Genomic DNA, 14393 nt, shown 5'->3' with positions numbered 1-14393 from the left:
CGCAAGCGGGATGCCGAGGTCGCCCTCGGCTACCACTGACAAGACAGTTGCTACCTTGTCGTGACGCGTGGAAGTTGCCGTAACGCCCGCACCCAAACCGGGTAGCCACGCCATGCGTGGCTGCGACGTGCCATTACGCCTGGCCCGAGAGCAGCCACCCATGGGGTGGCTCTACCCGCCGCTGGGCTGCGCCTCAGCGGCTGCCATTGTCTTCCTGCAGCTCTTTCTTGAACGGGATGTCCGGCGGCGGGCGGGCGACGGCGGGCTGGTCCTGCATGTTGGGGTTGCTCAGGCCGCAGCCGCCGCCGAACTGCAGGATGGAGACGACGCAGGAGATCGACGAGCTGGTGCCGGGGATCGGGATCTCGACGGCCTTGACGCCCTTGCGCACCCATTCGGCCAGCAGCGATTCGTTTGGCGCCCAGTACTTGTCGAACGAGGTGGGCGTGTAGTCGTACGGAGGGCGCTTGAGCCAGGTGCCGGAGTGGGCGATGCGCTCCTTGGTCCAGCCATCCTTTTCGCCGCCGGGGGCGCCGCGCTCGGCCGCGCCCTTTCCGTCCTGGCCCGGGACGCGCACGCTGCCGTCGGCGTTGAACAGGCTGCCGCCGCTCTTGCCGGTGGCCGCCACCGCGCGCCCGTTGAGGTCGGCGTCCTGCGGATGATTGGCCGCGCCCCAGTCATCGCCGCGGGTGGGCGTGGCCCAGTCGCCGGGATTGGCCGCCGGGCGTGCGGCCGGTGTCGCCGTGCTGTTGCGTGCGGCCGCCGTCGCGCTGGCCGCGGCCGTCGCGTTGCTGGACGTGGACGTGCTGGCGGTGGCCGCCGCTGCGGTGCTCGGCGCAGCGGACGCGGGCGTCGGCGTCGCGGTCGGGCGCGCGGCCGGCGTCGGCACGCTGCGCTCGCGGACGGTCATCGCCGGTGTGCGCGTGGCCACGCTGACCTCGCGTTGCGGCACGGTGGCCATGGTGACCGACGGCGCGGTCACCGGCTGGATCTCGCGCTCGCGAACCTGCATCTCGCGCGGCGGCAACGTCACCTCCACGCGCGGGCCGGGTACGGTCACGCGCGGTGCGGGCGCCTCGACCACGCTGACCTCGCGCTCGCGCACCGCCACCTGCGGCGTGCGCAGTTGCGGATCGGCCGGGCGCGGCGCGGCGATGGTGGGCCGGGTGGTCGGCGCATCCACCACCGTGACCGCGCGCTCGACCACCGTGATGTCCTGCGCCTGGCGCGGCACCACGCGCACCTCGGTGCGCAGCACGCGGGTGGGCGGCACGACGAAATCCGTGGTGGCTTGCGCCACTTCGGTGGCCTGGACCGGCTGCTCCACCGGTGGCGTGGCCGGAGCAGGCGGGGCCGGCTGCGGTTCGCTGGGCGGGGCCGGCGCAACCACCGGTTGCGGTGCACTCGCCGTCGCCGTCGGGCGCGCGGCGGCCGGGGCCGGGGGAGTGGATTCGGCGGCCGCGGCGGCCTCCGAGGCGTCCGAGGCGGCAGCGCTCGGGGTCGCCTCCCCGCCGCCGTCTTCCTGCGGGCTGCCCCGCCCGACCAGCGCCACCTGGACGCGGCCGCTCTCCCCGCCCTGCTCCGGCTCGGCCGGCGGGCGGATCAGCGCGACCCACAACAGCAGGGCGGCAAACATCACATGCAGCAGCAGGCTCAGCGCGGCCGATGTCCAGCGCATCCAGCGCTGGTCGCGCGGCGCCGGCTCCCAGCCCTGCCAGAGCAGGCGCCGCATCGCCTGGACCAGGCCCAGCGCGGGCAACCGCCCGGGTGAACCCGGCAACGGCCGCTGGATGAGGTCGGCAATGACCTCGCTGGACCGGAATGGCCGCGGCAACGGCGTCAGCGCGCGCAACCACAGGCCCCACCCGTAGGGCAGGCCCGTGGTTTTCTCAAGGATGCGCCGGTCCGGCTGGCGAGCCAGCAGCCAATCGAGGATCTCGTCAGCCCGGCGCAGTGGCACGCAGCGCGATCAGGCGGCCGTGCCGCGCGGGATGTACGGCGCGTTGCCACTGTCGTGGTCGGTCGCGTCGCGCACCGCGGTAATCCCGGGCACCCGGCCCATGAGCGTCTTCTCGATGCCCTGCTTGAGGGTCACATCGGCCATGCCGCAGCCCTGGCAGCCGCCGCCAAACCGAAGCAGCACCACGCCATCGGCGGATACTTCCTGCACGGCCACCTTGCCGCCGTGCGAAGCCAGCTGCGGGTTGACTTCGTTCTCCACCACCCAGCGCACGCGCTCGACCAGCGAATTGGACTCACCCGGTGCTTCGCCCTTGATCTTGGGCGCCTTGATGGTGAGCTGCTGGCCGCCGGTGGCGTTGCCGACGATGTCGATCTCCGCCCCGTCCAGCCAACCCACGCTGGGGGCATCGACGAACAGGGTGAAGCCGTCGCAGTCCACCGCCCACTCATCGCCCAGCAGCTGGCTGGGTTCGGCGAACTCGAGCCGGGCGTCGGCGCGCGGGGTGCCGGGATCGACCGCGCTCAGGCGCACGCCCATGCCGGGCACGGCCTCGCGTTCGATCAGCTTGCGGAAATAGGTCTGGGCAGTGTCGGATATCTGGATCATCGGGCTATTCTAGCCGTTCACATGTTATGCGCTCATTCGATTTATACACCGACCGGCGCATCGTTCAGGCATCTTGCAACACGAAAGGGAAAGGAGCATTCCATGGCCGACCTGATTCCGCTGGCCCAGGCGCACTGCGTGCCGCGCAAGGGCAGCGACCACAAGCTGGGCGAGGCCCGGGTGGCCGAACTGCTGGCGCAGATCCCCGGCTGGGAGCTGGCCGAGCACGGCCAAGCGCTGGCCCGCACCTTCCGCTTCGACAATTACCACCAGACCATGGCCTTCGTGAATGCCCTGGCCTGGGTGGCCCATCGCGAAGACCACCACCCCGACCTGGGCGTGCACTACGATCGCGCCGTGGTCCGGTTCTCCACCCACGACGTGGGCGGCCTGAGCGAAAACGACTTCATCTGTGCAGCCAAGGCTTCGGCCCTGACGGAGTGACCCCATGAAACTGCAGACCCTCGTGTTGTCCAGCCTCGCCGTAGTGGCCCTGGCCGGCTGCAAGCCGAACGCCGCGCCGGAGGCCCCGGCCGCCGCGCCCACCGACGTGGCCGCGGTGAAGACCCCGCCGCCGCAGTACCCGATCGAACTGGCCTGCCAGGGCATCGGCGGCACCAGTACCTTCAAGGTGGTGATCGCCGCCAACGGCAAGCCGGCCGAGGTGGCCCTGGTCAGCGGCAGCGGCAACGCCCAGCTGGACGAGCAGGCCAGGACCGCGGTGCAGGGCTGGGACTTCAAGGCGGCCACCCGGGCCGGGCAGACGGTGTCGACCACCATCCAGGTGCCGGTGAGCTTCAACCCGCCGCAGCCCAAGCCCGATGAGTGCTTTGCCATCGAAGAGCGGCTGCGCCAGCAGGGCGGTTGATTCCCGCCTGATCGAGGTCAGCCTTCGCCACGCCTCCCCTTTTGCGCGCCCCGACCGGGGCGCGTCGCACGTGAACGAGGATGCCGTGGCGCATGCTGGAAATTACGTCTGAAAATGTATGGGTCGCCCTTGGCGTGACCCTGGCGGCCGGCCTGGCCACCGGGCTGGGCAGCCTGATGGTGCTGTTCTCGCGCCGCCCCAACCCGCGCCTGCTCGCCTTCGGGCTGGCCTTTGCCGGCGGGGCGATGGTGTTCGTGTCGCTGACCGAGATCCTCAACAAGGCCATCGATTCGTTCACCCAGGCCTACGATGCCCGGCTGGGCTTTGCCTATGGCACCGCCGCGTTCCTGGCCGGGGTGCTGCTGATCGTGGTGATCGACCACCTGGTCCCCAATCCGCACGAAAGCCTGGACAAGCAGGACCCGCTGTTCCGCGACAACAACAAGGCCTACATCCGGCGGGTGGGCATGCTGACGGCCATCGCCATCACCGCGCACAACTTCCCCGAGGGCCTGGCCACGTTCTTTGCCACCCTGGAGAGCCCGGCGGTGGGCATGCCGCTGGCCTTCGCCATCGCCATCCACAACATCCCCGAAGGCATCGCCATCGCGGTGCCGGTGTACTTCGCGACCCAGCACAAGGGGTACGCCTTCGGCGCGAGCCTGCTGTCGGGCCTGGCCGAGCCGATCGGCGCGGCGATCGGCTACTTCGCGCTGTCGGGCATGCTCAACCACGCCACCTTCGGCTGGGTGTTCGGGCTGATTTCCGGGGTGATGGTGTTCCTGGCCCTGGACGAGCTGCTGCCGGCGGCCAAGCGCTACGCCAAGGGCCACGAGACCGTGTATGGCCTGGTGGCCGGCATGGGCAGCCTGGCGATCAGCCTGGTGTTGTTCAAATGGTGAGGCCAACGTGCCGGCCAGCGGCCGGCACCTACCGCAGGCGGGTGAGGTGTTGCGGCCAGCGGCCGGCAGCTACCGGAGGCGGTTGAGCACCTCGACCAGCTCCTCGGCCAGTGGCGCGTTGAGCAGATAGGGGGTACGCCCGTCGTCCAGGGCGAACTCGAGGGTGGCCGCATGCAGGAACAGGCGCTTGAGCCCGATCTGCTCGCGCAGCCGCTTGTTCACGTCCGCCTCGCCGTATTTGTCGTCGCCGGCCACCGGGTGGCCCAGGTGCTGGGCATGCACGCGGATCTGGTGGGTGCGGCCGGTTTCGATGCGCACCTCGCAATATGAATGCCCGCCCTTGCGCTCGAGCACCTTGAAGTGGCTGATGGACGCCTTGCCGATCGGGTTGACCTGCACGTGGCGCTCACCACCCTGGCGCAGGCCCACGTGCAGCGGCGCGTCCACGGTCATGGTGCCGTCGGGCATGCGCCCCACCAGCAGGGTCAGGTAGCGCTTGCGGATGCCCGCGCCATGGTCTTCCCGCAGCAGCGCCTGCAGCTCGCTGAGCGCCGAGCGCTTCTTGGCCACGATCAGCAGGCCGGAGGTGTCCCGGTCCAGCCGGTGCACCAGCTCCAGGGTCTTGCCCGGGCGCAGCGCGCGCAGGGTCTCGATGGCGCCGAAACTGATGCCGCTGCCGCCGTGGCTGGCCACGCCGGAAGGCTTGTTCAGCGCCAGCAGGCGATCGTCCTCGAACACGATGGCATCTTCCAGCCGCTTCATGAACGCGGCGGGCGGCCCGGCCTTGTCTCCCTCTTCTGTGAGACGCACGGGCGGCACGCGGACTTCATCGCCCGGCTCCAGCTTGCGTTCGGCCTTGGCGCGGCCGCCATTGACGCGCACCTGGCCGCTGCGCACCAGCTTGTAGATCAGGCTGCGCGGCGCCCCCTTGAGCTGGCCGAGCAGGAAGTTGTCCAGGCGTTGCCCCGCCCGGTCGGCCGGGACGGTGATCATACGTACGCTGGTCATGGCTTCAGCGGCTTTGGGGGTGGGCTCGGTAACGGTCATTGGCCTTTTATTCTGTTACACTCGGCAGGCGAGATAAGGGATTGATTTCGTTGGAAGTTGCTCTGGGCCAGAAGCCCGACTTCCCTCGATTCCGGCACAGTGCGCAGCCACCGCCCCCGGGGCGGCCATGTTAGCGGCTCACCGGCGGTCCCGGCCATCGCCGGATGCCTGACAAGCGTCTGTGCTGAAAAAATGACCCTGTGGCGCTCCAGCCTGGCTGACAGCTGCCTCCGGCCCGCAACACCCAAACCAAAACAAAATGTAGCGCTCCCGCGGCCTGCCGTGGTGTCGTAGCGCTGGAAACCCAAGCCGCCCTCCCCGCGCCTGCGCGATGGGCGTGCAAGCGTGACCAGAAGCGAAACCCCATGGCGTTCCGCGCGGTAGCAGCGCGCGAGGAACGCAACAATGAAGCGAATGCTGATCAATGCCACGCAGGCCGAAGAGCTGCGGGTAGCCATCGTGGATGGCCAGACGCTGTACGACATCGACATCGAACAGCCGTCCAAGGAACAGAAGAAGTCGAACATCTACAAGGGCCGTATCACGCGCCTTGAGCCTTCCCTGGAAGCGGCGTTCGTGGAATACGGCGCCGACCGCCACGGCTTCCTGCCGCTGAAGGAAATTTCCCGCGATTACTTCCAGGCCGGTGTCGACCCGAACAAGGCCGGCATCCGCGAGCTGCTGCGCGAGGGCCAGGAAGTGGTGGTCCAGGTGGACAAGGAAGAGCGTGGCAACAAGGGCGCCGCCCTGACCACGTTCATCTCCCTGGCCGGCCGCTACATGGTGCTGATGCCCAACTCGCCCACCGCCGGTGGCGTGTCGCGTCGCATCGAGGGCGAAGACCGGGCCGCGCTGAAGGAAGCGCTGGACAAGCTGAACATCCCCGACGACATGGGCGTGATCATCCGCACCGCCGGCGTCGGCCGCGATGCCGAAGAGCTGCAGTGGGACCTGGACTACCTGCTGCAGGTCTGGAAGTCGATCGCCGAAGCGGCGCTGACCAAGCCGGCCGCCTTCCTGATCTACCAGGAGTCGCGCCTGATCGTGCGCGCCCTGCGTGACTACCTGCGTTCGGACGTCGGCGAGATCCTGGTGGACACCCAGGAGCTGTACGACACCGCCCGCGAGTTCATGCAGCAGGTGATGCCGCAGACCCTGCGCAAGCTGAAGCACTACACCGACGACATCCCGCTGTTCAACCGCTTCCAGATCGAGTCCCAGATCGAGGGCGCGTACGAGCGCAACGTGCGCCTGCCGTCGGGCGGCTCGATCGTGGTCGACCAGACCGAAGCGCTGACCGCCATCGACGTGAACTCCTCGCGCGCCACCAAGGGCAGCGACATCGAGGACACCGCCTTCCAGACCAACCTGGAAGCGGCCGAGGAAGTGGCCCGCCAGCTGCGCCTGCGCGACCTGGGCGGCCTGGTGGTCATCGATTTCATCGACATGGCCTCCAACAAGCACCAGCGCGAAGTCGAGAACCGCCTGCAGAACGCGCTCAAGTACGACCGTGCGCGCGTGCAGCTGGGCCGCATCTCGCGCTTTGGCCTGATGGAAATGAGCCGCCAGCGCCTGCGTCCGAGCCTGGGCGAATCCAGCCAGATCGTCTGCCCGCGTTGTGACGGCCATGGCCGCATGCGCAGCGTCGAATCGCTGTCCCTGTCGATCATCCGCGTGGCCGAAGAGCATGCGATGAAGGAGAACACCGGGCAGGTGCTGGTCCAGGCCCCGGTCGAGATCGCCAATTACCTGCTCAACGAGAAGCGTGGCGCGCTGCGCGAGATCGAGCAGCGCCACGACGCGCCGATCGTGATCGTCGCCGACGAGCAGCTGCACACCCCGCATTACGAAGTGACCCGCCTGCGCGAGAACGAACTGGGCGAGGAAAGCGGCAAGCCGAGCTACCAGCGCGGCACCCCGCGCAAGCTGCCGGTGCATGCCCTGACCAAGGCCCAGCTCAACATCCCGGCCGCCCCGGTCGTGACCCAGGTCAAGCACAGCCAGCCGGCGCCGGTCCGTGAGGTTGCCGAACCCGAGGTCGCTCCGGCCCCGGTGGCTGCCCCGGCACCGGTCGCCGCGCCGGCCGCTACCGGCGTGGTGGGTTGGCTGAAGCGCATCTTCGGCGGTGAGCCGGCCCCGGCCGCTGCCCCGCAGCCGAGCGCCCGCCCGGCCCAGGATGGCAACCGCAACAACCGCAACAAGGATCGCAACAAGGACCGCAATGGCCGTCGCGATGAGCGTGGCGAGCGCGGTGGCAACGGCAACGGCCAGTCGCAGGGCCAGGGCCGTGGCAAGGACCGCGGTGAGCGTGGCGAACGTGGCGGCAAGAACGAGCGCCGTGACGAGCGCCGCCAGGACGTGGCCGCCCCGGTCGCCGGCAATGCCGCCCAGGTGCAGGCACCGGGCCAGGGCAAGCCGCGCGGTGAGCAGGCACCCAAGCCGCCGCGCAACGACCAGCAGCAGCCGAAGCTGAAGCAGAAGCAGAACCCGCCGCAGGGCAAGCCGCAGCAGGCCGACGGCGACAAGCCGGCCGCCAGCGATCGCCCGGCCCGCCAGCCGCAGGCTGATGCGCCCAAGCCGGTGAACGCCGGCGCGCCGGTGGCCGACGCCGCCGTAGTGGCCGCCGCCGTGGGTGTGGCCGAGGCCGTCACCCCGAACGCACCGGTCCAGGCCGCCCCCGTGGCGACCGCGCCGGAGGGCAGCGAGGAGGCCCAGGTGGCCATCGCCGAGGGCGGTGAGCAGGGCGATGCCCCGGGCAACGCCGAGGACGCCAATGGCGAAGGCGCGTCGCGCCGCCGTCGCGGCCGTCGTGGCGGTCGTCGTCGTCGTCGTGGCAATGGCGATGCAGCGACCGGCAGCGATGGCCTGGGCGATGAGGGCGGTCTGGACGACGATGCCGACGAGCAGGACGGCGACCAGGACGGTGGCGACACCGCCCAGGGCGAGCGCGCCGCGGCCGGCAACGGCCAGCCGCAGCCGGAGTTCGACTTCGATGACGAATCGGGCACCGCGCCGGCCGCCGCACCGGTCCAGGCCCCGCGCCCGGCCCCGGTCGCTGCTGTCGCCGCCGCCGCGCCGGTGGCCGTGGTCAGCAGCCCGGTCGTGACCGCCGGCCACGCCGAGGCCAGCCCGGCGCCGGAAGCCGCCGCCCCGTCGTACACCGACCGCGTGCCGTTCGTGGAGTCCCCGACCCCGGCCCCGGCCGTGGTCCAGGCGCCGGCACCGGTGGTTGAAACCCCGAAGGCCGTTGAAGCCGCCCCGGTGGTTGAGGCCCCGAAGGCCGTTGAAGCCGCCCCGGTCGTTGAAGCCCCGAAGGCCGTTGAAGCCGCCCCGGTCGTTGAGACCCCGAAGGCCGTTGAAGCCGCCCCGGCGGTTGAAGCCCCGAAGGCCGTCGAAGCCGCCCCGGTCGTTGCAGCCCCGAAGGCCGTTGAAGCCGCCCCGGTCGTTGAAGCCCCGAAGGCCGTCGAAGCCGCCCCGGTCGTTGAGACCCCGAAGGCCGTTGAAGCCGCCCCGGCGGTTGAAGCCCCGAAGGCCGTCGAAGTCGCCCCGGTCGCCGTCGATGCGGGCCAGCCGAATCGCCCGGTGCAGTCGAGCATGCTCGACGCGGTCGATCCGATCCCGGCCGCAGCGGAGAAGGCTGTCGTGGCCCCGGCAGCACGCGTCGACGCCGCCCCGGCGGCGCCGGCAGTGCAGAACGGCCAGTTGTTCGGCACCGCCGCCGGCGGCACCGACGCCGCGGCCCAGGCCGCCCTGGCCGAGGCCCGCGAGGACATCCCGACCGAGGTCGCGCAGGCCGATGAAGACGCCAAGCCGGATCAGGACAAGACCGACAAGGCCTGATCCGCGCAGCGTCACGTAGCACCAGACAGCGGCCTCGGGCCGCTGTCTGCGTTTGGGCAACCGCACGGCTGTGGCATGCTCGGCGCATGAACCGCTCCCGCTCCCTCCTGTCGTACATGGCGATGCTGCTCCTGCTGCCAGGCTGCCAGCCTGCGCCCGCGCCTGCGCCACTCAGTGAAGCGGCGATCCGGGTGCGTGATGCGGCCCCGGAAGACGTGTTCGTGGGTCGCCTGGCAGGCGTGGACATCGAGCTGCTGGTGGAGGACTGCAAGGTGTTCCGGATCGCGCGCGGCCCGCAACACGCGGTCACCCTCACCGAGGTACTCGCCCCGCCGCCCTACCCCTTCTTCAGCCAGTGCGATCGGCAGTCCATGCGCCACGAAGACGGCGCGGTGGTCGCGGTGCTGGGTCGCATGGCGCTCGGCGCGGGCGGCTGTTGCGCCACCGGCGGCACCTGGCGCACGCACGACGGCGTGCGCTGGGACAAGATCAGCGACAAGGCGATTCCGTAGCGATTCCGCTGGCGTGCGGGGCGCAGGGTCGCCGCGCATGACGCGGCGCCACCCAGCGGCGATCAGGGCGTGGTGGCGGCAGGGCTGCCCGCGCCGGGCGCGAACTGCAACCGTGTCCACACGCCATAGTGGTCCGAGGCCCAGCGCCCGTCGGCATACGGCTGGTCGAACAGCAGCTTCGCCTCGCGCGCGAGCAGGCGGTCCTGCTGGAAGAAGATGTGGTCGATGCGCGAGGGCGCCTGGTAATAATGCCGGTTGAGCGTGCTGACCTGGGCCAGTGCGTTGTTGACGTGCACGCTGCCGAAACTGTCGCCGTAGTGGTTGCGCAGCGCACTGAGGTCGCCGGCATCCACCAGCGCATTGAAGTCACCGGCGATCACCACCGGGGCATCTCCGGCGGTGCCGGCGATGAACTGCAGCAGGTCGGCCACCTGTTCGGCGCGGATGCGGCTGCCACTGTCATCCGCGCGCTCGTTGAGGTGGGTGGCGTACACGTTCACCGGCTGCCCATCCACGTTGATGCGCAGGTGCGCGACGGTGCGATAGTCGCCACGCGGCGCCAGCAGGTGGTCGTTGCGCGCCAGCACCGGGCGCCGGGTCAGCAGCGCATTGCCGTAGCGCTTGAAGCGGCCCGGCGGATCGGTGGAGACGAACTGGTAGTCGTAGCCGAGCTTGCGCGCCAGCCAGGCGGCCTGGTTGCGCACGTGCGGCTTCTGGATCACTTCCTGCAGCGCGATCGCGTCCGGGCGCAGCGCCTGCAGTTCGCGCAGGATCACCTTGCGCCGCGCCGGCCAGTCTTCGCGGTCGTGGTGCAGGTTGAAGGTGACCATGCTCATGCCCGGTGCGGCGCTGGCAGCGGGGCCGGCCGCTGCAGGCGACGCGGGCGCGGCGGCGCCCACGGTGACCTGCCCTGCCGCGGGCGCCGCCGCGCTGGCCAGGCCGGCCAGCAGGCAGGCGTGGGCCAACACCCGGCGCAGCGGTGCACGGAACGACGCGCGCGCCATTACTGTGCCTTTCGCTCTGCGCGGCGCACCGCCGCGGGCACCTCAATCTCGACCTTGGCCGGCACCTGGGTGATGCGCAGTTCGCCGTTGAGCCACTGTGCCGGCTCGCCATTGATCAGCGTGTCGCCCGGTTCGCCACTGTAGGGCCACGGCAGGATCACCCCGCCGTGCGGCGGCACCAGCCCGGCCGATACCTCCAGCAGCAGCTGCTTGTCGCTGCGGCTCAGCGCGTAGTTGAGCTGGCCATTGGGCGTGCGCAGGCCCTTGATCGCCACGCCCTTGCCTTCCAGCCAGCGCGTGGGCACGCCGGCGGCCAGCACCAGGCTGTCGTCGACGTCGCGGTTGTAGGCGAACATGTCCAGCGCCGAGCGCACGAAGTCCGAGGCCACCCAGGCATGCGGCAGGTCACCGACGAAGAACGGCTTGCGCGGGGTATGGGAGACCACTTCGGCCCACTGGTTCCAGGCCTGGGGCGCGCGGTCCTTGAAGAAGAACTCGGTGGCCTGCCAGGCCCGGTCGCGCCAGCCCAGGCGCACGAACGCGGCCACGTTGCGCCACTCGTAGGGGGTGTAATCCTTCCACTCGCGCTTGCCGTCGCGACGCTCGACGAACTGGGCCCAGTAACGCTCGAAGGTGTTGTCCAGGTAGGGCTGCGGCAGGCGGCCCTGTTCACCGCCGGGCGCCAGCGCGATGGTGGTGGAGGTGGCATCGAAGTCGCCCAGCTCGGCTGCACCGGGCAGGTAGTCGATCTTGTGCAGCGTCACCGCCGCCAGCAGCGAGGCCTGCAGGTCGTCACGGAACTGGTCGCGCGATTCGCTGATCTGCAGCGCCTCCATCCTGCCCAGCGTGCCGGCGATCACCGCCGCATCCTTGTAGCCGCGCAGCGCCCAGAAGTTGTCCCAGTACGAATGCATCGGCTTGGCCGAATAGCCCTCGTGGCTGATGGACACCGGCATCATCCCGTAGAAGGCCGGGTTGCGTGCGCGGTTCTCCTCGGTGCGCTCGCTCAGGCGCAGCTGCTCCATGTAGCCGTAGGCGCCCTGCACGTGCGGCCACATCGCCTCCAGGAAGGCGTTGTCGCCGGTATAGCGCCAGTACTCGGCGATGTTGAAGATCAACTCGCCGTGGCTGTCGTTCTCCGGCACCGGGTCGCTGCCGCGCGGGTCGACACAGCACGGCACCTTGCCGTTCTCGAACTGATAGGGGGCATACCAGCTCACGTACTCGCGCACCGCGTCGCTGCGGCCCATGCGCAGCAGGCCTTCGGAAATCATCGCGCCGTCGCGGATCCAGCTGCGCGAATAGGAACGCGTGCCCGGCTGGATGCTCGGGCCGATCCTGGAGATCAGCATGTGCGCCAGCGCGGTGCGCAGGGTATCGGCCAGCGGCTTGCCGGCGGCGGGCAGCTGCAGGGTCACCTGGTCCAGCTTGGTCCGCCACATCGAGGCAACCGCCTGCTGGGCCTTGGCCGCATCGAAGTCCTTGGGCATCGTCCAGCTGCCGGTCTGCGGCAGCACGATGGCCACCTCGCGGCTTTCGCCCGGCGCCAGCGTCCAGCGGTACAGCAGCGCGCCGGAGGCCAGGCCGGTGGGGTCGCGCACTTCGGTGGTGGTGGGCAGCTTGCCGCTGGCCAGGTGGACCACGTCCAGCTTGCCATCGAAGGTGGTGGCGAAGGTGCTGTCCGGCGCCTGCGCCGGATACAGGCGCGGGGTGCCATTGACCTCCACGTCGGTGGCGTCCACCGAGAGGTTGTCGATGCGGCTGAAGCCGCCGACGGTGTTGAGGAACTGGGTGGGCGGGTTGACCTGCCACGGGCGCACGGCCAGGGCCAGGGTGTAGTCGTGGGCCACCTTGTCCGGGTTGCGCAGGGTGTAGCGGCCGACCAGCTGGGCCTTGTCCGGGGTGCCCTGGACGAAACCGGTGACCTGCAGCGCGGCCTTGTCATGGGCCCAGTCGACGCGGGCGATGGGCAGGTAGTCGTCCTGCAGCGACTGGGTGCTGGTCACATCGGCCCAGCTCAGCAGCTTCTTGCCGTCCACCAGCACGAACGGCTCCACGCTGAAGCTGGCCTTGGCCACTTCCAGCGCGCCGTCCTCGCCGATCAACGCCTGCTCGCGGCCACCGTCCAGGCCCAGCAGGGTCCAGTACGGCTGCTCGCCACTGAAACCGCGCGGCACCGCGCCACGCGGCAGGTCGGCACCGACCGAGCGGATGAAGTCGTTGGGGGTGGCGGCAAAGTCCAGCGGCTTGAGCGAGATGTCACGGATGCCGTAGCGCCAGCTCGGGCCGCCCTTGAGGTCCAGGCGCAGGTAGCGGGCCTCGGTATCGGGCAGGGCCAGCCAGTCGCGGTCACCACCGCCGCCCACCACCTCGCGTACCTGTTTCCAGCTGCGTCCGTCCTGGGAGGTGCGCACCACGTAGCGCGTGGCTTCCAGCCCCGGCAGCCACTGGATCACCGCACCGCCGAACTCGCGCACCTTGTGCAGGTCCAGGCTGATGGTCTGTTCGGGCACCCCGCCACTGATCCACACCGTGTCCGGCTTGCCATCGGCAATGCGGCTCTGCAGCGCGGTGGCGGTATCGGCGATCACCGACGGTGCCAGCGCCGAGGTATCCATCGGCGGCAGGCCCTGCAGGGTGAGCCGGTCGAAGCAGACCGTGCCTTTGCCGCCGACCTTGCTGTAAAGGGTGAACTCCACCGCCGCGCTGCGCGTGAGCGTGGGGTCCTTGCCCGGCCCCCAGGCCTTGTCGATCTGGCGCGCACGGTACTGCACGCTGCTCCAGACCTTGGGAAAGGTGTAGCCGGGGCGGTTGACCCACCACACGTTGTCGCCGCTGGCGTCGATCAGCTTGAACTGCAGGTCGTTGGCCGGCGAGTCGCCGCGCAGCTGCAGGCCGAACTGGTAGTTGGCCGGGTACTCGATGCCCAGTTCGCGGCGGATGCCGACATAACCGGAGACATCGTGGAAGTCGTAGTCCAGGCACAGCGCGCGCCCGCCGCCGCTGCCGACCACGCTGCGCAGCGAACCGCTGACCTGGTCGGACACCACCAGCTTCCAGGGCGTCATGTCGTCGAAGGTGTCCAGCACCTTCGGTGCCGGCAACGGCGCCGGCGCGGCGGCCGAGGCCCCCAGCGACCACATCAGCCCAAGACCCAGACCCACCGCGACGACGGCATGTTTCACCCTTTGACACTCCCCAGCAGCAGACCTTGGATGTAGTAACGCTGCAATGCCAGGAACAGCAGCAGCACCGGCACCACCGTGACCACCGCGCCGGCCATCATCATCTCCACGTCCATGATGTGTTCGCGCGACAAGGTGGCCAGGGCGACCGGCAAAGTGTAGTGCTCCTGGTCGGTCAACACGATCAGCGGCCACATGAAATCGTTCCACGCGCCCATGAAGGTGAAGATCGACAGCGTCACCAGCACCGGCTTGAGCATCGGCAGCACGATCTGGAAGAAGATCCGCATCTCCCCTGCCCCGTCGATGCGCGCCGCCTCCAGCAGTTCGTCGGGGATCGAGCGCGCGTACTGGCGCACCAGGAAGATGCCGAACACGCTGGCCAGCGCCGGCACGACCACGCCGCCGAAGCTGTTGACCAGGCCCAGCTGCTTCATCAGCAGGAACAGCGGCAGCATCGCCACCT

General features: G+C 69.8%; 11 protein-coding genes. 5 read left to right on the top strand and 6 right to left on the bottom strand.

Annotated elements, in window-relative coordinates:
* Nucleotides 1-193: 193 nt before the first annotated feature.
* On the bottom strand, nucleotides 194-1960 hold the full coding sequence (locus tag RSA25_RS15795) for a hypothetical protein (RefSeq protein WP_332809796.1): 1767 nt from the start codon (nucleotides 1958-1960) through the stop codon (nucleotides 194-196).
* A gap of 9 nt (nucleotides 1961-1969) precedes the next feature.
* Nucleotides 1970-2569, bottom strand: coding sequence for an NfuA family Fe-S biogenesis protein (locus RSA25_RS15790; protein WP_332809795.1), 600 nt, complete (start codon nucleotides 2567-2569; stop codon nucleotides 1970-1972).
* 102 nt (nucleotides 2570-2671) lie between these two features.
* On the opposite strand from RSA25_RS15790, the gene RSA25_RS15785 reads away from it, so the two are divergent.
* The 3 genes from RSA25_RS15785 to zupT all read left to right on the top strand — a co-directional run bounded on the left by RSA25_RS15785 (nucleotide 2672) and on the right by zupT (nucleotide 4339).
* Nucleotides 2672-3013, top strand: a complete 342-nt coding sequence (locus RSA25_RS15785; protein WP_332809794.1) for a 4a-hydroxytetrahydrobiopterin dehydratase — start codon at nucleotides 2672-2674, stop codon at nucleotides 3011-3013.
* Nucleotides 3014-3017: 4 nt separating this feature from the next.
* Nucleotides 3018-3437 (top strand): energy transducer TonB, encoded by a 420-nt coding sequence (locus tag RSA25_RS15780; RefSeq protein WP_332809793.1) that lies wholly within the window; start codon nucleotides 3018-3020, stop codon nucleotides 3435-3437.
* 92 nt (nucleotides 3438-3529) lie between these two features.
* Nucleotides 3530-4339 carry a zinc transporter ZupT gene (gene zupT / locus RSA25_RS15775; protein ID WP_332809792.1) on the top strand — a complete coding sequence of 270 codons (810 nt, stop codon included), beginning with the start codon at nucleotides 3530-3532 and terminating at the stop codon, nucleotides 4337-4339.
* A gap of 69 nt (nucleotides 4340-4408) precedes the next feature.
* On the opposite strand, the gene RSA25_RS15770 is transcribed toward zupT, so the two are convergent.
* On the bottom strand, nucleotides 4409-5347 hold the full coding sequence (locus tag RSA25_RS15770) for an RluA family pseudouridine synthase (protein WP_332809791.1): 939 nt from the start codon (nucleotides 5345-5347) through the stop codon (nucleotides 4409-4411).
* 444 nt (nucleotides 5348-5791) lie between these two features.
* Here RSA25_RS15770 and RSA25_RS15765 point away from each other — a divergent pair, with 444 nt between their 5' ends.
* Nucleotides 5792-9226 (top strand): Rne/Rng family ribonuclease, encoded by a 3435-nt coding sequence (locus RSA25_RS15765; protein WP_332809790.1) that lies wholly within the window; start codon nucleotides 5792-5794, stop codon nucleotides 9224-9226.
* An 86-nt stretch (nucleotides 9227-9312) separates the two neighbouring features.
* Nucleotides 9313-9738: a hypothetical protein gene (locus RSA25_RS15760; RefSeq protein WP_332809789.1), complete on the top strand. Its 426-nt coding sequence runs from the start codon at nucleotides 9313-9315 to the stop codon at nucleotides 9736-9738.
* Nucleotides 9739-9800: 62 nt separating this feature from the next.
* Here RSA25_RS15760 and RSA25_RS15755 read toward each other — a convergent pair whose 3' ends face one another.
* The 3 genes from RSA25_RS15755 to RSA25_RS15745 all read right to left on the bottom strand — a co-directional run.
* Nucleotides 9801-10742, bottom strand: coding sequence for an endonuclease/exonuclease/phosphatase family protein (locus tag RSA25_RS15755; protein ID WP_332809788.1), 942 nt, complete (start codon nucleotides 10740-10742; stop codon nucleotides 9801-9803).
* Nucleotides 10742-13885 (bottom strand): discoidin domain-containing protein, encoded by a 3144-nt coding sequence (locus tag RSA25_RS15750; protein WP_332809797.1) that lies wholly within the window; start codon nucleotides 13883-13885, stop codon nucleotides 10742-10744. The genes RSA25_RS15755 and RSA25_RS15750 overlap by 1 nt, the downstream gene beginning before the upstream one ends.
* A 38-nt stretch (nucleotides 13886-13923) precedes the next feature.
* A partial coding sequence (locus RSA25_RS15745; RefSeq protein ID WP_332809787.1) for a carbohydrate ABC transporter permease occupies nucleotides 13924-14393 on the bottom strand: 470 nt, incomplete at its 5' end.

This window comes from Stenotrophomonas sp. (assembly GCF_036662295.1).
Taxonomy (GTDB): domain Bacteria; phylum Pseudomonadota; class Gammaproteobacteria; order Xanthomonadales; family Xanthomonadaceae; genus Stenotrophomonas.
This window is presented reverse-complemented; position numbering and strand designations above follow the sequence as displayed.

Bases quoted from the DNA above. Each gene is read 5' to 3' on its own strand.
- RSA25_RS15790 (WP_332809795.1), bottom strand. From the start codon at position 2,569: ATGATCCAGATATCCGACACTGCCCAGACCTATTTCCGCAAGCTGATC.
- RSA25_RS15785 (WP_332809794.1), top strand. From the start codon at position 2,672: ATGGCCGACCTGATTCCGCTGGCCCAGGCGCACTGCGTGCCGCGCAAG.
- RSA25_RS15780 (WP_332809793.1), top strand. From the start codon at position 3,018: ATGAAACTGCAGACCCTCGTGTTGTCCAGCCTCGCCGTAGTGGCCCTG.
- zupT (WP_332809792.1), top strand. From the start codon at position 3,530: ATGCTGGAAATTACGTCTGAAAATGTATGGGTCGCCCTTGGCGTGACC.
- RSA25_RS15770 (WP_332809791.1), bottom strand. From the start codon at position 5,347: ATGACCAGCGTACGTATGATCACCGTCCCGGCCGACCGGGCGGGGCAA.
- RSA25_RS15765 (WP_332809790.1), top strand. From the start codon at position 5,792: ATGAAGCGAATGCTGATCAATGCCACGCAGGCCGAAGAGCTGCGGGTA.
- RSA25_RS15760 (WP_332809789.1), top strand. From the start codon at position 9,313: ATGAACCGCTCCCGCTCCCTCCTGTCGTACATGGCGATGCTGCTCCTG.
- RSA25_RS15755 (WP_332809788.1), bottom strand. From the start codon at position 10,742: ATGGCGCGCGCGTCGTTCCGTGCACCGCTGCGCCGGGTGTTGGCCCAC.
- RSA25_RS15750 (WP_332809797.1), bottom strand. From the start codon at position 13,885: ATGTGGTCGCTGGGGGCCTCGGCCGCCGCGCCGGCGCCGTTGCCGGCA.